This is a genomic window from Pararhizobium sp. IMCC3301, assembly GCF_030758315.1.
Lineage (GTDB): Bacteria > Pseudomonadota > Alphaproteobacteria > Rhizobiales.
Genome location: NZ_CP132336.1, coordinates 879,306 through 901,466, shown reverse-complemented (window position 1 = coordinate 901,466; position 22,161 = coordinate 879,306). Strand labels below are relative to the sequence as shown.

At 56.2% G+C, this 22,161-nt stretch carries 16 protein-coding genes; 8 read left to right on the top strand and 8 right to left on the bottom strand.

What is annotated here, in order from left to right; all coding sequences use genetic code 11:
* The first annotated feature begins 8 nt into the window (after positions 1-8).
* The 7 genes from glgB to RAL88_RS04145 all read left to right on the top strand — a co-directional run bounded on the left by glgB (position 9) and on the right by RAL88_RS04145 (position 12,491).
* A complete protein-coding gene (glgB, locus tag RAL88_RS04175) occupies positions 9-2,210 on the top strand; it encodes a 1,4-alpha-glucan branching protein GlgB (protein WP_306267471.1) in 2,202 nt (733 codons plus the stop codon).
* A gap of 39 nt (positions 2,211-2,249) precedes the next feature.
* On the top strand, positions 2,250-3,509 hold the full coding sequence (glgC, locus tag RAL88_RS04170) for a glucose-1-phosphate adenylyltransferase (protein ID WP_306267470.1): 1,260 nt from the start codon (positions 2,250-2,252) through the stop codon (positions 3,507-3,509).
* A gap of 1 nt (position 3,510) precedes the next feature.
* On the top strand, positions 3,511-4,980 hold the full coding sequence (glgA, locus tag RAL88_RS04165) for a glycogen synthase GlgA (protein ID WP_306267469.1): 1,470 nt from the start codon (positions 3,511-3,513) through the stop codon (positions 4,978-4,980).
* Positions 4,977-7,076 (top strand): glycogen debranching protein GlgX, encoded by a 2,100-nt coding sequence (gene glgX, locus RAL88_RS04160; RefSeq protein WP_306267468.1) that lies wholly within the window; start codon positions 4,977-4,979, stop codon positions 7,074-7,076. Before glgA ends, glgX begins: the two co-directional genes overlap by 4 nt.
* Positions 7,073-9,157, top strand: coding sequence for a 4-alpha-glucanotransferase (gene malQ / locus RAL88_RS04155; RefSeq protein ID WP_306267467.1), 2,085 nt, complete (start codon positions 7,073-7,075; stop codon positions 9,155-9,157). The genes glgX and malQ overlap by 4 nt, the downstream gene beginning before the upstream one ends.
* Positions 9,147-10,778 (top strand): alpha-D-glucose phosphate-specific phosphoglucomutase, encoded by a 1,632-nt coding sequence (locus tag RAL88_RS04150; RefSeq protein ID WP_306267466.1) that lies wholly within the window; start codon positions 9,147-9,149, stop codon positions 10,776-10,778. The genes malQ and RAL88_RS04150 overlap by 11 nt, the downstream gene beginning before the upstream one ends.
* Positions 10,779-10,883: 105 nt before the next feature.
* Positions 10,884-12,491, top strand: a complete 1,608-nt coding sequence (locus tag RAL88_RS04145; RefSeq protein WP_306267465.1) for an AMP-binding protein — start codon at positions 10,884-10,886, stop codon at positions 12,489-12,491.
* On the opposite strand, the gene RAL88_RS04140 is transcribed toward RAL88_RS04145, so the two are convergent.
* The 4 genes from RAL88_RS04140 to RAL88_RS04125 form a co-directional block, all read right to left on the bottom strand.
* The gene (locus RAL88_RS04140; RefSeq protein ID WP_306267464.1) at positions 12,481-13,179 is read right to left on the bottom strand and encodes a heparan-alpha-glucosaminide N-acetyltransferase; all 699 of its coding nucleotides are present in this window, start codon (positions 13,177-13,179) and stop codon (positions 12,481-12,483) included. The two genes, RAL88_RS04145 and RAL88_RS04140, sit on opposite strands and share 11 nt — an antisense overlap.
* Positions 13,180-13,237: 58 nt before the next feature.
* Entirely contained in the window at positions 13,238-14,278 is a 1,041-nt protein-coding gene (locus RAL88_RS04135) for a glycosyltransferase family 2 protein (protein WP_306267463.1), read from the bottom strand.
* Positions 14,279-14,344: 66 nt separating this feature from the next.
* Positions 14,345-15,496 (bottom strand): FAD-dependent monooxygenase, encoded by a 1,152-nt coding sequence (locus RAL88_RS04130; protein ID WP_306267462.1) that lies wholly within the window; start codon positions 15,494-15,496, stop codon positions 14,345-14,347.
* Positions 15,497-15,509: 13 nt separating this feature from the next.
* Positions 15,510-15,746 carry a zinc-finger domain-containing protein gene (locus RAL88_RS04125; RefSeq protein ID WP_306267461.1) on the bottom strand — a complete coding sequence of 79 codons (237 nt, stop codon included), beginning with the start codon at positions 15,744-15,746 and terminating at the stop codon, positions 15,510-15,512.
* A gap of 130 nt (positions 15,747-15,876) precedes the next feature.
* Between RAL88_RS04125 and RAL88_RS04120 the strand changes: the two genes are divergently transcribed.
* Positions 15,877-16,668 (top strand): alpha/beta fold hydrolase, encoded by a 792-nt coding sequence (locus tag RAL88_RS04120; RefSeq protein ID WP_306267460.1) that lies wholly within the window; start codon positions 15,877-15,879, stop codon positions 16,666-16,668.
* 57 nt (positions 16,669-16,725) lie between these two features.
* On the opposite strand, the gene RAL88_RS04115 is transcribed toward RAL88_RS04120, so the two are convergent.
* From RAL88_RS04115 to RAL88_RS04100, 4 genes are all read right to left on the bottom strand, one after another.
* Positions 16,726-18,774 carry a tripartite tricarboxylate transporter permease gene (locus RAL88_RS04115; RefSeq protein ID WP_306267459.1) on the bottom strand — a complete coding sequence of 683 codons (2,049 nt, stop codon included), beginning with the start codon at positions 18,772-18,774 and terminating at the stop codon, positions 16,726-16,728.
* Between the two features lie 55 nt (positions 18,775-18,829).
* The gene (locus RAL88_RS04110) at positions 18,830-20,017 is read right to left on the bottom strand and encodes a Xaa-Pro peptidase family protein (protein WP_306267458.1); all 1,188 of its coding nucleotides are present in this window, start codon (positions 20,015-20,017) and stop codon (positions 18,830-18,832) included.
* Between the two features lie 10 nt (positions 20,018-20,027).
* Positions 20,028-20,996 carry a D-2-hydroxyacid dehydrogenase gene (locus RAL88_RS04105; RefSeq protein WP_306267457.1) on the bottom strand — a complete coding sequence of 323 codons (969 nt, stop codon included), beginning with the start codon at positions 20,994-20,996 and terminating at the stop codon, positions 20,028-20,030.
* A gap of 93 nt (positions 20,997-21,089) precedes the next feature.
* Positions 21,090-22,121, bottom strand: coding sequence for a tripartite tricarboxylate transporter substrate binding protein (locus RAL88_RS04100; RefSeq protein WP_306267456.1), 1,032 nt, complete (start codon positions 22,119-22,121; stop codon positions 21,090-21,092).
* Between the last annotated feature and the right edge of the window lie 40 nt (positions 22,122-22,161).

The following is a 22,161-nucleotide window of genomic DNA, read 5'->3' as shown; positions in this document are numbered from 1 at the left end:
GGGGGGGTATGACTGAATTAAGCTCTGAAACAGCACACGCGATCACCATGGGAACCCATGGTGATCTGTTCTCGGTTCTCGGGCTGCACAAAAGCGGCGAAACGCTGGTTATCCGTGTGTTCATGCCCGGCCTGGACGGTGTCGATCTGCTGGATGCCAAAACCGGCAAGAAGATCGTATCGCTGACGCCAAGAGACGATACCGAAGGCGTATTCACAGCTGTGGTGCCAAAACGCAAGAAAGCCTTCCCCTATCGCTTGCGTATCCGCAATTCAGATGATGACTGGGTCATAGACGACCCGTACCGCTTCAGCCCGGTTCTGGGCGAACAGGATGCCTATTTCATCAATGAGGGCAGCCATAAAAGGCTGTGGCAGGTGCTGGGCGCGCATGTTCTCACCCATGAAAAGGTCGAGGGGACCCATTTTGCCGTCTGGGCTCCGAATGCAAGCCGGGTTTCGGTGGTCGGCAATTTCAACGGATGGAATGGCAGGACACACGTTCTGCGGCGCTGCGGAAACAGCGGTGTCTGGGAAATCTTCGTACCCGGCATCCGTGAGGGCGAGCCCTATAAATATGAACTGCTGGACAGCGATGGCCAGCTTTTACCGCAAAAGTCCGATCCGTTCGGATTTGGCGCTGAACATCCGCCGAAAACCGCCTCGGTTGTGCGCAAGCTGGACGGCTATGACTGGGGTGACAAAGCATGGATCTCAAAACGTGCCTTGCGGCATGCAATCGATCAGCCGATTTCGATCTATGAAGTCCATCTGGGCTCGTGGCGGCGGGTTCCGGAAGACGGCAACAGGCCGCTGTCCTATCTGGAGCACGCCGAGCAGCTGGTCGACTACGTCAAAACCATGGGCTTCAGCCATATCGAGCTGATGCCGATCACCGAATTTCCATTTGACGGTTCGTGGGGTTATCAGCCGGTCGGGCTTTATGCGCCCACCATTCGCCACGGCACGCTGGCAGAATTCCGCGCCTTCGTTGACGCCTGCCACCGCGCCGATATCGGGCTGATCCTGGATTGGGTGCCGGGACATTTCCCCGAAGATGAGCACGGGCTTGGCCAGTTCGACGGCACGCCGCTGTTCGAACATGGCGACCGCCGTGAGGGGTTTCATCCGGACTGGAACACGCTGTTGTTCAATTACGGACGGCTTGAGGTCAGAAATTATCTCGTCGCCAATGCTGTCTACTGGCTGCGGGAGCATCATATCGACGGCTTGCGGGTCGATGCGGTGGCCTCGATGCTGTACCGCGATTATTCCCGCAATGATGGCGAATGGGTGCCAAATGTCCATGGCGGCCGCGAAAACCTTGAAGCTATCGACTTTCTCAAAGTGATGAACGAAACCGCTTATGGCGAGATGCCCGGCATCATGACCATAGCCGAAGAATCAACCGCGTTTCCGGGGGTCAGTGCGCCGACCAGTTATGGCGGGCTCGGCTTTGGCTTCAAATGGAATATGGGATGGATGAATGACACTCTGACTTACATGTCAGAGGACCCGATCCACCGCAAATATCATCATCATAAAATGACTTTTGGCCTGCACTACGCCTTCAGTGAGAATTTTGTGCTGCCGCTGAGCCATGACGAAGTTGTGCATGGCAAGGGATCGATCCTGTCGAAAATGCCCGGTAGTCTGGATGAGCGATTTGCAAATCTGAGGGCCTATTACGGCTTCATGTGGGGCCATCCCGGTAAAAAGCTGCTGTTTATGGGCAATGAATTCGCCCAGAATCAGGAGTGGAACCACAATTCCAGTCTCGACTGGCACCTGCTGGACGATCCGGCCCACCAGGGCATGCAGAGCCTGATCCGGGACCTCAATACACTCTACGCCGCCACACCGGCTCTGTATCAGCTGGATTGCAAGCCGGAGGGATTTGATTGGATGGAGGGCGATGCGGCGGAGGAGTCGGTTTTTGTCTGGGTGCGGCGCGGAACAGATGGCGCGCCCCCTGTTGTTGTGGTCTCTAATTTTACGCCTGTGGAACGCAGCGCGCGCCGCGTCGGGGTGCCGCAATCCGGGCGATGGGTTGAACGGCTGAACACTGATTCCAGACATTATGGCGGCGGCGACAGGGGAAATCTCGGCGGTGTGAATTCAGCGCCGGTGGCGGTCGCCGGGCAGGCGCATTCGATCCGCATCACCATTCCGCCGCTGGCGACGATATTCTTTGAATTTGAACAGGAATAAAAAAGCCGGGAAGGGCGCATTCAAGTGGAGGAAAACAAAATGGACACCGAATCTCAACGACTTGCCCAGCAAACCATGGCGTTTGTGCTGGCTGGCGGACGCGGCAGCCGATTGCAGGAACTGACCGAAAGGCGGGCCAAACCCGCTGTCTATTTTGGCGGCAAGGGCCGGATCATCGATTTTGCACTTTCCAATGCGGTCAATTCCGGCATGCGGCACCTTGGCGTTGCCACCCAGTACAAGGCGCACAGCCTGATCCGGCATCTGCAGCGCGGCTGGAGTTTTTTCCGGGCTGAACGCAATGAATCTCTGGATATCCTGCCGGCCTCGCAGCGGCTGGACGAGGAAAACTGGTACAAGGGCACAGCCGATGCGGTGACCCAGAACCTCGATATCATCGAAAGCTACGACCCCAAATACATCATTATTCTGGCAGGTGACCACATCTACAAGCAGGACTACTCGCTGATGGTCAAACATCACGTGGAAAGCGGTGCCGATGTCACTGTTGGCTGCGTTGAAGTGCCGCGCATGGAGGCCAGTGGATTTGGCGTCATGCATGTGGGCGAGGATGACCGCATCATCGATTTCATCGAAAAGCCTGCCGATCCGCCCGCCATGCCCGGCCACCCGGACCTGGCACTTGCGAGTATGGGAATCTACGTTTTTGAGACGGAGTTTCTGTTTGACCAATTGCGCCAGGATTCGGAGAAACCGGGTTCCAGCAATGATTTTGGCAAGGATATCATTCCTGCAATTGTTAAAAACGGCAAGGCGATCGCTCATCCGTTCAGCCGCTCCTGTGTGCGCAGCCCGAACCAGTCCTCGCCTTACTGGCGTGATGTGGGAACTGTCGATGCGTTCTGGCAGGCCAATATCGATCTGACGGATTTCACCCCGGAACTTGATTTGTACGACAATTCGTGGCCGATCTGGACCTATTCTGAACTGGTTCCCTCAGCCAAATTCATCCATAATGAAGAAGGCAGAAAAGGCTTTGCCCTGTCCTCCATGGTGTCGGGTGGTTGTATCGTGTCCGGCTCTCAGCTCAACCGGTGTTTATTGTTCACCGGAGTAAAGACCCATTCATTTTCCAAGATGGATGGTGTGGTGGCTTTGCCTTATGCTGATATTGGCCGCAACGCGCGGCTGACAAATGTGGTGGTCGACCGGGGCGTCTCGATTCCGGACGGTCTGGTGGTGGGGGAAGATCCGGAACTGGACGCAAAACGGTTCCGCCGTTCAGAAGGCGGCATATGCCTGATTACGAAACCGATGATTGATAAGCTTGAATTGTAACATGAAAGTCCTGTTCGTAGCCTCGGAATGCGCGCCATTTATCAAAACCGGCGGGCTGGCAGATGTGATAGGTGCTGTTCCGAAAGTCCTGGGTGAACTGGGTGTCGGAGTGAAGGTGTTGTTGCCGGCCTATCCGGCGCTTCGCAATCTGGTGCAGGCCGGAAAGGTCGTCGACCATCAGGACAAGCTGTTCGGTGGCCCTGCCAGGCTTGTCGCAGTGCGTGCCGAGGGCCTCGATATGCTGCTGCTTGATGCGCCGCATCTGTATGATCGGCCGGGCAGTATCTATCTGGACGGACACGGACATGACTGGGCGGATAATTATCTGCGGTTTGGTGCCCTGTCATTGACGGCAGCGCGGATCGGTGTTGACGGGGCAGGCGGCTGGAAACCTGATGTCATCAACGCTCATGACTGGCAGGCGGGCCTAGTGCCTGCCTACCTGAAACAAGCCAATGCCAGCGTGCCGCGTTGCGTCATGACGATTCACAACATTGCCTTTCAGGGCCTGTTCGACAGTTCGGTGCGTCACGAGTTGGGTCTTTCGGATGCGCTGTTTCATCACGAAGCGATTGAATATTATGGCAAACTGGGATTTATGAAGGCGGGAATTGCGCTCGCTGACAAGATTACAACCGTCAGTCCGACATATGCGCGTGAATTGCTTTCAGCGGAATTCGGTATGGGTCTGGAGGGGTTGCTTCAAGCCCGCCGGGATGATCTTTGCGGCATATTGAACGGTATTGATCGTGATGTATGGAACCCGCAAACCGATCCCAATCTTGCTGCGACCTATTCCTCCCGCAGTCTGACACGGCGCGCCAAAAACCGCGAAGTGATTGAAGAATGGTTCGGTCTGGAATCGAAACCTGACTCACCATTGTTCTGCGTTATCAGCCGTCTGACCTCGCAGAAAGGTCTTGATCTGCTGCTTGAAACACTGCCCGTTCTGATCGAGCGCGGTGCGCAACTGGCACTGCTCGGATCAGGCGACAGGCAACTTGAAGATGGTTTCAGAAAAGCCGCAGACGAGTATGCCGGTTCGGTGGGATGCATCATCGGATATGATGAAAGACTGTCGCATCTGCTGCAGGGCGGCAGTGATGCCATTCTGGTGCCATCGCGGTTCGAACCTTGCGGGCTGACCCAGCTATATGGCTTGCGCTATGGCACGCTGCCGGTTGTCGCAAAGACAGGGGGGCTGGCTGATACGGTTGTCAATGCCGATGCCGCCAGTCTGAAATCCAAACGGGCAACCGGACTTACCTTTTCGCCGGTGAATGCTGACAATCTGTGCGTCGCGATCCACCGGGCTTGCGATTTGTTTGCACTCCCCGATACCTGGCACCGGATGATGCTCAGTGCAATGAAATACCCGGTTGGCTGGGATAGCTCGGCTGCAGCCTACAAGACGCTTTATGAAACTCTGGCTCCCGGCATCTCCGGCACTGGTAAAGAAATCCAACCATGACTCTTCAACTTCTCCCGGGAACGCCGAACCATCTTGGCGCCCGTCATGATGGCAATGGAACGAATTTTGCCGTGTTTTCAGCACATGCGACACAGATCGATTTGTGCATTTTTTCCGATAGTGGTGTGGTGGAAACCGATCGTGTGCCGCTGCCGGAGCGCACCGGCCATGTCTGGCACGGATATGCACCGGGTCTGGCACCTGGAACCCTGTACGGGTTTCGCGCTCACGGCACTTATGCACCCGACCAGGGCCATCGCTTCAATCCCAACAAACTGCTGATGGACCCTTATACAAGGGAATTGCGCGGAACCTGGCCGAACTCTGATCTGATTCTGGGATACGACAGAAAATCCGACAAACTGGATCTGTCATTCGACGAGCGCGACAGCGCTTCTGTGGTGCCCAAATCAGTCATATCCGACCCGGAGCTGTTTTCGAGAATTGAGGAACGTCCCGATTGCGACTGGCACGATGCATTGATCTATGAGGCCCACGTCAAGGGCCTCACCCAGGAGCATCCATCCGTGCCCGAGGCGGTCAAAGGTACCTATGAAGGGCTGGCTTCGGACGCCATGCTGGAGCATTTGCAGAAGCTTGGTGTGACCGCTGTCGAACTGCTTCCGGTCCATTCATTCATCGATGACGGGTTTCTGGTGGACCGGGGCCTGCGCAATTATTGGGGCTACAACACAATCGGCTTCTTTGCTCCGGAGCCGCGCTACTACGGGCCGCAGGGCCTGCTGGGCTTTCGCAACATGGTGCGCAAGTTTCACGCTCATAACATCAAGGTCATTCTGGATGTGGTCTACAACCACACTGCGGAAGGCGATCACCGCGGCCCGACCCTGAGTTACCGCGGCCTTGACAATGCGTCCTATTACCGACTGATTTCCGGCCAGCCGCGTTACTATGTCAATGATACCGGCTGTGGCAACACGTTGAATGTGGCACACCCTCAGGTGCTGCGGATGGTGATGGACAGTCTGCGCTTCTGGGTGCAGCAGATGGGCGTTGACGGGTTTCGCTTTGATCTTGCCACTACACTTGCCCGGGAAGATCATGGTTTTGATCGCTATGGCGGTTTCTTCGACGCCTTACGCCAGGATCCGGTGCTGTCCGATGTCCGCCTGATTGCCGAACCCTGGGATGTAGGTCCCGGCGGCTACCGTCTCGGCGAATTTCCGTCTGAATTTTCCGAATGGAATGATGGCTTTCGGGACACGGTGCGGCGTTACTGGCGCGGGGACAGTCACAGTGCCCAGGAACTCGGGGCACGGCTTCTGGGCTCTGCCGGTCAATTCGACAAGGATGGCCGCCGGGCCTGGTCGTCTGTCAATTTCGTGACGTCTCATGATGGCTTCACCTTGGCTGATGTGACGCGCTACAATGAGCGCCACAATGAAGCCAATGGCGAGAACGGCGCTGACGGGCATCATTCAAACCTCAGCGACAATGGCGGCGTTGAGGGCGAAACCGACGATCCTGAAATCCGCAGACGCCGCTCAAAGCGCCAGAGAAACATCCTGGCAACGCTGTTCCTGTCCCAGGGCACTCCGATGTTGCTGGCCGGCGACGAAATTGGCAATTCGCAACAGGGCAACAACAACGCCTATTGCCAGGATAATCCGATTGGCTGGGTGAACTGGGAGAATCCGGATGAGGAATTGCTGGAATTCGTCCACCAGCTGTCGCAATTCCGCCGTGACCATAAATCACTGCGGCAAAGCCGGTTTCTGCATGGTGCGGAGCGGCCTGCCGACGGCCACCCGGATGTGGAGTGGACTGATTTTCGCGGTGGGCCGATGCAATGGCGTGATCCGGGGTTATCCCGGTTCTGCCTGACCCTGCGCTGTTCGGCAGAAGCCGCCCCCGGAGAGAGTGACGGGGATGTTGTGTTTCTGATTTTCAATCGCGACGAGGAAACCGCCGAAGTCAAACTGCCGGACACGCCCCAAGGTCAGCACTGGGTCTGTGCGTTTGATACGGCCGCAACCGATGTTTTCCCGTTCTGCAAGACGGGCGGTGACACGATTACCTCGCAGGGACGGTCGGTCATCGGACTGGTTGCGAAGTCCGACGAGCAAACCACTTGACTGCGCAGGAAGCACTGGGCGAGCTTGCCGGCCGTTTTGGGATTCTGCCGGATTTCCATGATTTGGCCGGACAGCGGCAGAGCATTCGCCCTGAGACACAACTTGCCCTGCTGCGGGCGAACGGGCTGCACCTCGACAATGACGCAATGATTTTGGCGGAACTGGCGGAACTTAAGCACCTTGAAAGCCGCCGTAAATATCCGCGCGAGATCATCGTCACTTCGGCCCGGCACGCCAGTCTGGACTTGTCACCGGAAACTGATTGGCACTTGCAGCTGGAAGGTGAGTCCGATGTCCGGTTTGAGGGGCGGACAGGACCGCTGTTCACTCTTCCGCCGCTGCCATCGGGCGTGCACAGGCTTACGGTCGGCAGCGGCGCGGCCAGCGAAACGATCCGGCTTATCGCGGCGCCGCAGCGCGCGCCATCGCTTCAGGACGTGACCGGCCGCGCACGCATCTGGGGGGTCAACACCGCGCTTTACGGACTGCACTCTGGCCGCACTGCCGGAATTGGTGATTTTGCGGATCTGGCTGGGGTGGCCGCCGCAACCGGAGCCATGGGCGCTTCGTTTCTTGGTATCAATCCGGTGCACAATATCGGTTGGGCCGAGCATGACACGATCAGCCCGTATTCGCCTTCGCATCGCGGATTTTTGAATACCGCGCATATTGCCACAGATCAAATTCGCGGGCTGGAACGCTCTGCCGCCGCACGCGTTGTCGGACAGGAATTGCGCCAGGCATCGGCCGACAACAGCGCTTCGGACCTTATCGACTACCGGCGTCACTATCAGAACCATAGCGTTGCACTGCGGGCTTTATACGACATCTTCGTCCGCGAGGCGGATACCGGCGCAAAGCAGGAGCTTGACGAGTTTTGCCGCGAGCAGGGTGCGCCATTGCAGAAGTTTGCCCTGTTTGAAGCGCTGAGTGTGTTGCATGGCCCCGATTGGCGTCATTGGCCGCAGCCGCTGCAAACAGTCGCGGGCGGTGAAACGCAAGTGCGGGACACTGCTGAGGACAGCAAACGGTTTCACAGCTGGCTGCAATGGGTTGCAACCCGGCAGCTGGCCACTGCCCAGCAGCAAGCCACAAACAGTGGCATGGCTCTTGGGCTGTATCTCGATCTTGCGGTCGGGCCACGGCGCGGGGGCGCGGAAACCTGGTGTGAACAGGACATCGTTGCCGAAGGTGTCTCCATCGGTGCGCCGCCTGATTTTCTCAGCCCGGCTGGCCAGAAATGGGATCTGGCAGGATTTGCACCGGCAAAACTGGCGGAAACCGGATACCAGGCATTCCGGGACATTCTGGCGCAGACCATGCGCCATTGTGGCGTGCTACGCATTGACCACGTGCTGGGGATGAACCGAAGCTATTGGATTCCGGACAATGGCAGTCCGGGTGGATATATAAGGCAGCCCTTCCAGTCGCTGCTGGCGATGGTGGCGATTGAGGCGGAACGTGCCGGGACTGTGATAATCGGCGAGGATCTGGGGCTGGTTCCAGATGGGTTCCGTGAAGCGATGAAAACACGAGGCCTCTACAGCTATTCTGTGCTGCAGTATGAAAAAACTGCTGATGGTGCGATTTCCGACCCGGAGCATCTTCGGCCAGCCAGCTTGGCCTGTTTCGGCACGCACGACACCCCCACGCTGAAGGGGTTTTATCGCGGCCATGACATTGACTGGTGGCAAAAACTCCACTGGATTGACGCAGATGGAGCGCTCCAGGCAAGGGCTAACCGGCAGGCCGAAATCGCCGGTATCTGTGCCTGGCAACAGGCGTCCTGCGATGCAGACTCAGATGACCAATCCTTTGCCCATCTGAATATGTGCGTCCACAGCGCGCTGGCAAATTCCGACGTTGCCATGGTTTCTGTCCAGCTCGATGACGTGCTGGGAGAGCTTGAAGCGCAAAATCTTCCCGGTACAATAAATCAACACCCGAATTGGCGCCGCCGCTGCAAATTGCCGGTTGAGGCTTTTGCTGACAACGACAATCTGTTGAAGATTGCAGACCTGATGCGCCAGGGCGCACGCGATGCATCTGACGCAAAGAGGGAGAATTCCAGTGACCATTGATGTTGTTTCCACAAATCCGATTGAGGGCCAGAAACCTGGTACTTCCGGACTGCGCAAGAAAACCCGGGTGTTCATGGAACCGAATTATCTGGAGAATTTTGTCCAGTCGATTTTCAACGCAATCGGTGGAGCTGAGGGCAAGACATTCGTGGTCGGCGGGGACGGGCGCTATTTCAACAAACAGGCGATCCAGACCATACTGAAGATGGCGGTAGCCAACGGGGTTGCCAGAACCATTGTCGGCCGCAACGGATTGCTGTCAACGCCTGCAGCCTCCCATCTCATTCGTCTCAACAACACCGATGGCGGTCTGATTCTGTCGGCAAGCCATAATCCGGGCGGAGTGGACGAGGATTTCGGCCTGAAATTCAACACGCCAAATGGGGGGCCTGCGCCGGAAAGCGTAACCGACGCGATGTTTGAGCAGACAAAAAAACTGCAATCCTACTCGATTATGTCGGCACCCGATGTGGCACTGGAAACAATTGGCAGGCAGGCACTGGGCGCCATGCAGATCGACATCGTCGATCCGGTCCTGGACTATCAGGCGCTGATGCAGCAGCTGTTCGACTTTGACAAGATCCGGGCCCTGTTCGCGTCCGGCTTTACCATGCGGTTCGATGCGATGCATGCAGTGACCGGTCCCTATGCGAGTGCAATTCTGGAAGGCGAACTGGGCGCGCCGGATGGCACTGTGGTCAATAGTGTTCCGCTGGAGGATTTCGGTGGCGGGCATCCGGACCCGAATCCGGTGTGGGCCAAATCGCTGATGGATCTGATGATGTCGGATGCCGCACCGGATTTTGGAGCAGCTTCCGATGGCGATGGTGACCGCAACATGGTGGTTGCCCGCGGCGTCTATATCACCCCGTCGGACAGTCTGGCCGTGCTTGCAGCCAATGCCCATCTGGCGCCGGGATATAAATCCGGCCTGAAAGGCGTCGCCCGTTCAATGCCGACCAGCGCGGCGAGTGACAGGGTGGCAGAGAAACTCGGGATCGGCAGCTATGAAACGCCAACCGGCTGGAAATTTTTCGGCAATCTGCTGGATGCCGGCATGGCAACGATTTGCGGCGAGGAAAGCGCTGGCACCGGGTCGGATCATGTGCGTGAGAAAGATGGCCTCTGGGCCATCCTGCTGTGGCTCAACACCATCGCAGAACGGCAATTGTCTGCCGCTGAAATTCTGCACGATCATTGGAGCACCTATGGCCGAGACTATTATTCCCGGCATGATTACGAGGCGGTCCCGGCTGATGCTGCCGCCGGTCTGATGAAGGCGCTTCAATCAAAGTTGGCAGATTTACCGGGGAAATCCTTTGCCGGCCAGACTGTGAAACAAGCTGATGAATTTTCCTATCATGACCCGGTTGACGGGTCTGTCAGCGAAAATCAGGGCGTGCGGATCGTGTTTGAAAATGCCGCGCGCGCTGTGTTCCGCCTGTCTGGCACCGGGACCGAAGGCGCGACACTGCGGCTGTATCTTGAACAATATGCGCCCCGGGGCACAGATCATTTGAAGGACACCCAGATAGCACTGCAGTCAGTTAAAGATGCCGCCGTGGAGATCTCCGGTCTTGAAGCGCGACTTGGCAGAACAGAACCGGATGTGATGACCTAGATTTGCCGGCGGTATATGAGAAGGAGTGAGCTTGCCATCGGCGTGGTAAAACACCATCTTCATTGTCAGGATAAACGGCTTTTTGAGACTCTGAATGATTGAATTATGAAAAAGCCAAAAGCGATGTCTGTGCTGGCGCCGGTAACCAAACAAAGTCCGGCGACGGCCTATGTCACGCTGGATTCTGCGGCCTGGAATAAAACTCTGTTTGAAGCTCTGCTGGATGCGCGTGATCGCTGGGGTGGCGAGCGCATTGTGGTGGAGGACAGCGACCGCGTGCCGGTGAGCTATGATCGGCTGATTCTGGAAGCAACTATTCTTGGCAGCAAACTGGAAAAGCTTTCCGCCCCGGGCGAGCGGTTCGGGCTGATGTTGCCGAATGTTGCTGGCTTGGCTGCGGTTTTTTTCGGGCTCCAGTGCAGTGGCCGGGTTCCGGCCATGCTGAATTTTTCAAGCGGTCTGAAAAACCTGCTGGCGGCGTGCAGGACGACGCGCATGGAAACCATGGTAACGTCGCGAAAATTCATTGAGCAGGCCGGGTTGGAGGATCTTATTGAAGGTCTGAAAGACCAGGTTCAAGTTGTGTGGACTGAAGATCTGCGCGACAGCATCGGCACATTCGACAAGCTGCGCGGAGCGTGGCATGCGAAACGGGCCAGACAGCGTTTTGAACGCCGCCGCGTTGTGCCAAGCGATACTGCGGTGATGCTGTTTACCTCTGGCTCCGAGGGTGTGCCAAAAGGTGTCGCGCTCAGCCATATGGGGGTGCTGGCGAATTGCGAACAGTTCCTGAAAACTGAAAAGATTGATGAAACCCGGGCGATCTTCAATCCGCTGCCGGTGTTTCATTCCTTCGGCCTGACTGTGGGATTTATTGCGCCGGTTGTGGCCGGGTTGCGGACCTATCTCTATCCTTCACCGCTGCACTACAAACAAATTCCGGCGGAAGTGAAGGCGTCCGGCTGCGATATTCTGGTTGGAACGGATACATTTGCCGCAGGGTGGGGACGCGTGGCGAGCCAGGATGACTTTGCCAATCTGACGCTGGTTGTGCTGGGTGCGGAGCGGGTCAAGGAAGCGACCCGGAAACTCTGGATGGATAAATTCGGCCTCTGGCTGCTGGAAGGCTACGGCGCTACGGAATGCGCGCCGGTGATTTCCGCCAATACCGAAGAGCACCACAAGGATGGCTCAGTCGGGCGTTTGATGCCCGGCATGAAATATCGCATCGAGCCGATCCCCGGCCTGAAATCGGGAGGGCGGCTGCATGTCAAGGGCCCCAATATCATGCGCGGCTATATGCGCCACGAGGCACCGGGCCTGCTGGAGCCGACGACAGCCGGTTGGCATGACACAGGCGACATTGTTGATTTCGATGAAGACGGCTTTATCACCATACAGGGACGGGCGAAGCGCTTTGCCAAAATCGGTGGAGAGATGATCTCCCTGGGTGCTGTGGAAGCCAATATTGCGCAGGTCTGGCCCGAGCACAATCACGCGGTGGTGGCGATTGATCACACCTCGAAAGGCGAGGCACTGGTTCTTGTCACTGATAAGACCGATCCGGATATGAAACGGCTTGTCAAATGGGCGAAGATCAACGGTGTCCCGGAATTGATGATGCCAAAAAAATTCATCATCGTGAAGGAATTGCCGGTGCTTGGGACAGGAAAACTGGATTATGCCGGTATCCAGCAGTTGGTTATCGAGTGAGATAATAGGCTGTTGATGCCATGCCGAATAAAATCGGCTGATGGATCAGATAGATAATCAGGCTGTAGCGACCCATCCAGCCGAGCGGCACGAGCCATCGTGGATTAGCGGCGAGCAGATTTTGCAGCCAGACCTGGCTTAATATCATATGGCCGAGGGGAATACCGAGCAGCACCACGGCAAACCATGGAATGATCGGCACATAATCATTGGCCGGCGGGACAAACCGGCTGATCCCGATCCAGGCAAGCCAGCGCGTATCGGCAAATTCAAGCGCGACCGTCTGGTTGATGATGACAATTCCCAGCGCAAGGCCGAAAACGACAAGCCAGTGCAGACGCAACAGCGGCCAGGCCAGCAGGCCCGACAGCGCAATGAGATGCAATATGCCGAAATACACGAACGTTTCGGGGAAAATGAAATAGGTGGCGATGGTGACGAGCAGAGCGGCTATTGCGACCTTGCCGATGCGCCAAAGCTTGAGGTTTGCGTCGTGCCCGGCGGCATCTGCCAGCACCAGCGACACGCCCGAAAGCATCACGAAACTGCCGGCGATGAGCCTGGCAAATCCAATCCAGCCTGGTGCGCTGGTGACGCCGAGTTCGGTAAACTGGAAGGTATCCAGGTTCCAGCCGGCATGATAGACGATCATTCCGATCAGCGCAGCACCGCGCAACGCATCAATCATGGGCAAGCGGTGTTTGAGAGCCGGGTACATCACGATCTGAACTGCCTTTGCTGCGCCATCAATTCGGCTTTACAATCAAGCCGGTTTCTTCAAGCTGTCTGACATCCACAAACCGCTCTGACTGAGGTCCCAGAAACGATCCGTTGCCGATTTCCATTGCTTTCAACAGTTTTGAGTAGGACACGTATTTGGTTGCTCCGCGAGCATGAGATTTCCAGGCCAGAGAATTTGCGATTTTTGCCGGCAGATTAGACGTGAACACAAAATGCGCCATAGCAACGGAAACTTTGGCACTGGCTGGTACATTGGCATAGTGCGAGCCTGCCATTTTGGAGTCTTTATCTCTGAATGCAATTGGCGTCTTGATGACATGACTCTGGGCGGTTTTGAGAGGAAGCCGCTTCAGCAGAAATTGCGGAATATCCGCCCATGGCAATCTCAGATCCTTGATTGATTCCCGTTCAAACAATCGGCTGGATGCTGATTGTCCTGTAATTTTGGCGACGTCACGATGATTTGCTGATGAGCGCAGTTCCAGCAGCTTCGTGTTGTCAAAGAACGGGCAGTGGTTCAAAATCTCGGCAAAGGTTTGCGGAGCAAGATCGCTGTTGATTGCACTGATATGTTCGGGAAAAAATTCGATGGAGCTGGCGTGTATCGACTTGATGTCGTTGGTTTTCAGATAATCGACCAAATCTGAAATGACTTTGAACCGGTTTGGTAAAATCAGGAATTCATCCGCATCGACGTGGGTTATGTATTGCTCCTCGAACAGCATCGTCTGGATCAGATATTTCAGATAAATCCCGGCGCGGTTGAGTTTGCCTTTTTTGAAATGGTCGGTCTTGATCGGTTCGCCATATCTGTAACTGCTTCTCAACACGACACAGTCGCGCTGATCGAGCAGATATTCAAAGGTTCCATCTTCTGAAAAATCATCGAGAAATACGAACTGATCATATCCCAGGCCTCGGTAGTGATCGAGAAATGCGGGCAGAAAATACATCTCATCTCTGACAACCGCGAACACGCTTGTGTCATTTCGACGCGGCTGCCCGGAAACAATCTCAAACGCTTTGTCGATTTCAAATGTTTTCATGCTGATGCGGATTTCTTTCAGTCATGGAGCTGTAAACGAATGGCCCAAGCGGCGGAAATTGAGGGTTTATCCCTGCCAGTCATAAATCCAGTTGTATCGGCTTTTCAAAAAACGCCCACCGGTTTGCATCACAGCGTTGCGGCAGAGGCGCAGGGTGCCGTCGAGGTGATAGATCTTGCCCTGCTGCATAGAGGTATCCCAAACTCTTGTCACCCGGTCCTGACGGCCCGTTTGATATTTTTGCAGCGCTCCGCCGACTTCCTGCGGCGTTGTGCGGCCGAGTTGCTGCGCCAGCACCCAGGCATCTTCAATGCTCATGCCAGCGCCCTGCGCCATGAAGGGCACCATGGCGTGGGCCGCATCACCGAGCAGAGCAATGCGGCCCTTGGTCCAACTCATACCAGGGTCAATGGTGCAGAGTGCCCATTTGAGCCAGTTCCCGGTCGACTGCACCAGCTGCTGGACAGGGCTGTGCCATCGGGCGAAAGCAAGTGCCAGATCCGTCATCGCTCCGGGCTGCGACCAGCCCTCTGCCTGCCAGTCCCCTTGAGTGATAGCGACCGCATTGAATGCAGCACCTTTATCAATCGGATAGGTAACAAGATGGGCGCCGGGTGCAAGCCACAAAGTGACAGTGTGGCGGCTGATATCCGATGGAACTGCAGACAGCGGCATGACCGTGCGCCAGGCGATACGCCCCGAGTAATCCGGCCTTGCGGTATTGACAAACCTGCGTGTCTGCGACCAGGCGCCGTCGGCACCGATCAGCGCGTCGCCCGATCTCATGGTGCCGTCGGCCAGGGTCAGGGAAACAAGTTTCTTGCCGTCCAGAATGTCGACCATTTGTGCCCCGGTGTGCAGCTCGATCGCTGCATCCGCTGCCACCGCCGCCAGCAGCCTGGCCTGCAATTCTGCGCGGGACAGGACAATTGTGTGGCGATTTTCCGGAGTTGCAATGCGCGTGATCAGCCGGCCGGTAATGCCGTCGCGCACTTCGGTCTTTTCGATTTCTATGCCGTTCTGCCGCCCCATGGGCAGACCAATCCGTTCCAGCACCGAAAGTGCGTTGGACGATAATTGCAGGCCGGCTCCGACAGGACGGAAGGCTTTCGCCTGCTCATAGACAGAAACGCGGCAGCCTTGACGCGACAGCGCCAGAGCCGACGTCAGGCCGCCAATGCCGCCGCCGACAACCAGTACTGAAAGCGGATCATCCAAGGCGGTCTTCTTTCTACATCCCGATCAGCATGCCGTCCGGCCGGGTTTGCGTTGCGGTCAGATCAGCGCTGTATCTGTACAGGGTCGAGCAGTAGGGACAGACCATTTCAGACTCATCTCCCATATCCAGAAACACATGCGGATGGTCCTGCGGCGGCCTGGCACCGATGCACATGAACTCTTTCACGCCAATGAAAATGGTGTCCACACCATCTGTATTGTGGAAGTGAGGGGTAATCGCGTCTGCCATAACGACAAAACTCCGTCCGGGTGGTTCGCCAAGTGATTTGCCGGACCATAAAAGGTTCCGGGTGGAAAGGGTAGGGGGAAATCGCTATGCAGATGCCACGGGACATTCCAACACAGCAGGGACCGGCACGATGAATTTGAATACATTGCCGATGACACAATTCGATCATTCCGGGGTGCAGATCTGCTATTTCGATCTGCCACCGGCGGCTGGGGTGGCTGTGCGTGAATTACCGGTGCTGCTGATCCATGGATTTGCTTCGAATGCCCATGTCAACTGGGTCTATCCATCTTGGGCGACCACGCTGACCGGAGCGGGATACCGCGTCATTGCGATGGACAATCGCGGCCATGGCAGCAGCGAAAAACTGTACGATCCGGAGGCCTATTTCGCCGCAACGATGGCGGAGGATGCAAAAGGGTTGCTGGATCATCTGGCGCTTGATGAAGCCCTGGTCATGGGCTATTCCATGGGCGCGCGGCTGTCGGCTTTTCTGGCACTGGCCCACCCCGAGCGCGTTCGCGCTGTGGTGTTCGGCGGTCTGGGCATGGGCATGGTCACCGGCGTTGGTGCCTCGCAACCGATTGTCGATGCGCTGCTGGCAGACGATCCCGAGCAGATCAGCGATGATGTCGGCAAGCGTTTCCGGCTGTTTGCCGATGCCACCAAAAGCGACCGCAAAGCGCTGGCCGCCTGCATGGTCTCAACCCGTCAGGTTCTGTTGGAAAGCGAGATTGCCAGACTGCAGCCACCCTGTCTGATTGCGGTCGGCTCAAAAGACGATATTTCCGGTTCCGGCGCGGGCCTTTCAGCCCTGATTCCGGGCGCGCAATATCTTGAGATTCCGGGCCGCGATCACCAGCTTGCAGTCGGCGACAAGGTGTTCAAAGCAGGCGTGCTGAAATTCTGGGAGACGCTTTAGGATTTTTCTCGGTCAGTCCCGCGTCGCTGCAATGTGTGGCGATGTCTGGCGCTGGTCTTATAAAATGTCGGTCATAAAGCTGTCGCGAAGTGCGGGAAACACGTCACCGAGCATTGAATTTGGCCAGGGAACATTCACCAGCAGGTGAAACAATCCGTATGAGAACAGAAAAACGGCACCTGCAATGCAGAACGCCATCCAAGGTTTTTCCCTGGATTCAGAGGACAATAAAATGAGCGTCAGCAAAAACACCGATATCAGGACGCCGGTCATTTGCGCCAGGATAACAAATCCGAAACAGTAGAGAAAAAACCGCAAACCGCGCATGGCGCTTTTTGTCAGATATGTTTCCCGTAAGTTACTGAAACCGAATACCAGAAAATTTGTGGCAACTCCGGCACCGGAGGTCTCTTTTCGCTGGTTGCTGTTGCTCAGCGCCACGCCGAATACCACCCAGATGGCAAACAGGATACCGGCACCGGCAAAAACGTTTGGCATCAACCGTGCTTTCAGGGGCCAGTCCTCCTGAGTGAAAAATGCACTCAGAAACACAATGACAATAAGTGCCGCGAAAATCAGGTCTTCGTTGACGACCAGGGTAAAACCGCCGCGGTTTTCCTGTTTTGGACCGCGCCACCTTCCAATTATACTTTTGAAAAGCGGGATGACGATCCCTAAAATCGTCATCCCAATGATGATCGCGACAATTGGCCTTAACAGAAATCCGGCACCGGCAAGTGAATATGAAATAACCAGATAGCGTTCAATCAAACTGCCCAGCACAAAGCCCAGAACCAGCGCGGGACGCGACCAGCCGAAGATTTTCATGATCATGCCAAGCAGCCCGAAGCCGATCACAGCATAGACATCCTCAATCGAAGCGCTGTTCTGGAACGCGCCGAGCAACGTGACGGCCAGAACCACCGGGACCAGAATTCCGACGCGCACAAGGGCCAGACGCGCCAGTTGATTTGCGAACAGAAAACAGATGCCGGCACCCAGAACATTGGCCAGTGCAATGCTCCAGACCATGGCATAGGTCAGATCAAGTTTCTCCGTCAGCATGGTCTGGCCGGGGACAATGCCATGGATCTGGAAAGCCCCGAGCAAAATTGCCATTGAGGCCGTTCCGGGAACTCCGAAGGCTATGGTCGGGATCAGCGATCCGCCTTCCTTGGCATTGTTGGAACTTTCAGAGGCAATGACACCCCGAACATCGCCGTGTCCGAAGGTTGTCTCTGCGCCTTTCTCAGTCTTGGCCGCCACCCCGTAGGCAATCCAGTCGATGATTGACGCGCCAAGGCCGGGAATGGCGCCCAGGCCAGCGCCCAGAACTGAACTGCGGAAAACCAGACCGAGATTTGCAAATGTATCCCGAATGCCCTGCCATTGGCCGGCAATGGCGGCACCACGGCCCTTGCGTGAAATCGTGCCTCCGCGCATCATCAAGCCGGCCAATTCCGGCAGCGCAAACATACCCAGTGCCAGGGGCACAAGCGGCACACCATCGAACAGATAAAGCGTATCGAAAGTCCAACGCGGGGTCGCTGTGTTGGGATCATCGCCAATCGCCGACAGCAGCAGGCCAAGACACGCTGCCGCCAAGCCTTTGAGACGATTGGACCCGCTGAGCAGGGCCACGAGGGAAATTCCGAACAGGCACAGCGCGAACAGTTCCGGGGGGCCGATAAGCAGCACCAGCGGCCTGAGCACCGGTATGCTGACAAACAGCATCATGGCCCCGAACAGCCCGCCAAGCAGGGATGCTGAAAAGGCCGCTCCAAAGGCACGACCTGCTTCACCCTTTTGCGCCATGGGGTAGCCATCGACCACCGTGGCAGCCGAGCCCACTGTACCGGGCACCCCGAACAAAACGGCGGGGATGGTGTCGCCGGTCGCAACCACCGATGACAGCGCAAGCAGCATGGCAATTGCGGCATAGGGGTCCAGCGCATATGTAAAAGGCAGCAGGATTGAAAGACCCACCAGACCACCAAGACCGGGGACAATGCCGACCGCCAGCCCGATCACCACGCCAATCGCCAGAAACCCGAACCGAGCTGGATCCAGAATGATAAAAATTGCGTCAATTGCGGCTTCAAGCATGGCTTATCCTAGCGATCATTCGGGGCAGGATCGTTGAAGGCAAACATCAAACGCTTTAAAGCTGGAACACTTTTTTCTCGGTTTTATGAAGGCAGTCAGACACGCCATTCGCTTCAACCATGTAGTTGTCACACACCCAGGCATAGGTGGTATCAGTCTGAAAAGTCGGATGGACGACAATGCTCATATGTTCGGCGATTTTCATCGGATCGTCATCGCGCAATGAGGGTCGTTCGACCAGATCGTAGCCCTGTCCATGGGCGTAAAGCCGCCGTTCTTCCGGGCGGTTCGCGTCGCGCATGTACGCATTGTGCGCGTCCCATAGCGCTGCCGGATCAGCGCCGGGTTTGAGACGGTCCAATGTTGCGCGCTGTGCCCGGTGCGCCAGATCGAATTCACTCAGCATTTCCTGGCTGGCTTTGCCCAGCACAATGGTTCTGCCGATTTCCGTGTAAAAACCGCCCGGTCCGTTCGTCTCGATCAAAATGGTGAACTGATCCCCGTCCTCGATCCGCCGGTTCTGAAAGTGGCGCAGGCCCTTCGTGGCAGGCGTGCCCATCGGAGCGGACCCGGTCAGAACAAAACCTTGCGTACTTCCCAGACGCTGGGTTTGGTAATAGGCAAAGGCAGCAACTTCGAACTCGCGCATGCCTGGTTCAATAAACCCAACTACATCGGCAAAAACCTGATCCTGGAGATGCGCGGTCTGGCGGATGAGAGTTATCTCTTCGGCGCTTTTGATAGCCTTTATTTCATCAACTTCATTTGAAAAATCAATGAAATCAGCATCTTCCAACTGCCCGGAGAGATGGGCTCCAAAACTGTGCCGGATCGCTCCCATGCCGACCCAGCCAATCTTGCGCGCGCCCATGCCGGCAAGTTCCGCAGCCGCCAGTTTGGCATCGTTGATATTGGTGGTGCATTCCGCCGTGGTGTAGGGGGCTGTCAGAACCTTGTTGACACCGCGCCATGGCCAATCCATCCGGCCGTTATCCTGCAGGTTTCCGCCGCGTGGTCCTGCACGCACCACGATCATCTCGCTGTCCAGCGGAAAGATAACGCTTATCGGCACGCCCTGCCGGGCCGGGATGTCTGTAAACCATTTCACATAGCCGCCGACAAACTCATTGCTGTTCTGCATGACCAGAACGTCGACCCCGGCACGCTGCATGGCTTTGCGGGTCAACGCCCAGCGCCGTTCCAATTCGCTGTCCGAGATTCGTGAAACAAGTTTTTCAGACATGGTTGGCATATCAGTGGGTGCTCCCGGTGATTGGTTTGACGGGGTCGATGCGATTGATCATCTGGTCAATTCGTCCGGCCAGAAAGTGGGCCATGTTGGTTTTGACAATGGGATAGACCTGCTCGGGATACTCTTCGATCATTCCCGAGATATGTGGTGTCAGGATGGTGTTCGGCATATCCCACAGGGGGTTTTCCGGCGGCAGGGGTTCGGCACTTGCAACGTCAAGCGCAGCGCCGGCGATTGATCCGGTCTTCAGAGCGGCGATCAAATCCGGCTCGACAACCAGACTGCCGCGGCCAACATTGATGAGATAGCTGTCAGGCCGCATCGCCTGAAAGATGTCTGCGTTGAGCCGACCGACATTTTCCGCTGTGGCCGGGGCGACAGCGAGCAGAAAATCGGCGACCGATGCCGCTTCTGCCAGATCGCCCGGCAAATAATAGCGATCAATGAAGGGATGATCCCGCGGTGTGCGTGTCACTGCAGAAACCGTCATCCCGAAGGCGTGGCAGATGCGCGCGATTTCTTCGCCAATTGTTCCAAGCCCCCAGATAGTAATGCTGCGCCCCTGCAGCTTTCGTCCGGGAAAGCGCCGCCAATTTTTAGCGTCCTGCTGGCGGACGAGCGCTGGAAAATCCCTGAGCAGAGAAATCATGTACAGAATTGTCATCTCGGCAATCTGAGGTCCGTGAATGCCCTTGGCATTTGTCAGAAGTTCCAGGTTATCGAGCGCTGCCAGTGACTGAAATTTATCGACGCCAGCACCAAGCGATTGCACCCATTTCAGGTTTCTGGCCTGTGCGAAAAGTGTTTCGTCAGCATTCATACCCAGAGACATAATAACATCGCATGCCGCTACTTCGCCCTGGGCTGATTGGCTGTCCAACGCAGTGACGACGTCAATGTTCGGAAAATCTGCGCGTAATCGGGAGCCAATTTCGTCGGCGAACAGATGATCAATCACCAGAACTTTCATGTTAGTCAGGCCTCTTTGATCCGGTGAAGGGGGATGAAACGCGGGTTCCCGCGTTTCATCGAGATTTGAAATGGATGAGCTGTCGTGCCCGGATCACTTAAGTCCCAGAGTTTCCTTGACGAGTGCAATCACCGAAGCGTCGACGCCGAGGGTCTGCGAAATCACTGCATCCAGCTCCTCATAGCCGGAGCTTGCGACCAGTTCCATATTTCTGGTTTTGGCATCGTTAATGAATGCGGGGTCTGCAAGCATGGCAACGAAGGCTTCGCGCAATGCTTCAAGACGGTCCTGGGGCACATCCGGGTGCGCGGCTATTGACCGCCCGATTTCCGAGCTTGAGGCAATGAAGCGCATGGCGGTTTTGTTGGCTTCGCCTTGGGCAAGATCAACAATCGTTGGCACTTCCGGCAAATCCGGGTGAGGTGTCGCGGTTCCCTGAAACAGAACGATCAACTCGCCCTTTTCCAACAGCTCGTTGTTGGATGATTTCAGTCCTGCCCAGCCGAGCACCAGTCCGTCGACCTCTTTCTGGAGCATGGCAAGAAATGTCTGTCGGGTGTCATCGAAACCGGAGACGATTTTCATTTTCGTGCCGGCCAGAACATTCAACGCTGTTGGAAAAACAATCGCCGGTGACCTGGCCGAGGTTCCGGCAAAAACCACCTCGCGCTCTTTGAGTTCCTGCGCGCTTGTCACGCCGGAAGCCGAAGACACTACGCCAACCGGGACGTTGGTGGTAAAGCGGCCAATCCAGTTGAAGCTGGCCACATCGACCGTGTCTCCAAGCAGACCGAGGGCTTCATCTGTGCCAATGGTCTGCGGGCTCAGCAGCAGCTCTGTTCCGTCAGTTTTGCCGACTGTAGAAAAGTAGCGTGCAGCTTTAACACCGCCGGCACCCGGCATATTCTGCACGATAACGGTAGGATTTCCGGGCATGTGCTTCGTGAAATGTTCGGACATGAGCCTGGCGTAGATATCATAGCCGCTGGCCGGGCCCGCTGGCACGATGATGTTGATTGTCTTGCCTTTGTAGAAATCGGAAACATCATTTGCCAGCGCAGTGCCGGCCGTGAAAAGTCCTGTCATCAGGATCGAAATAAAACGGAATTTGCGTGAATTTGTCATGATAGTCCTCCCTGCAATTATTGAAAGCAGACTGGCGGCA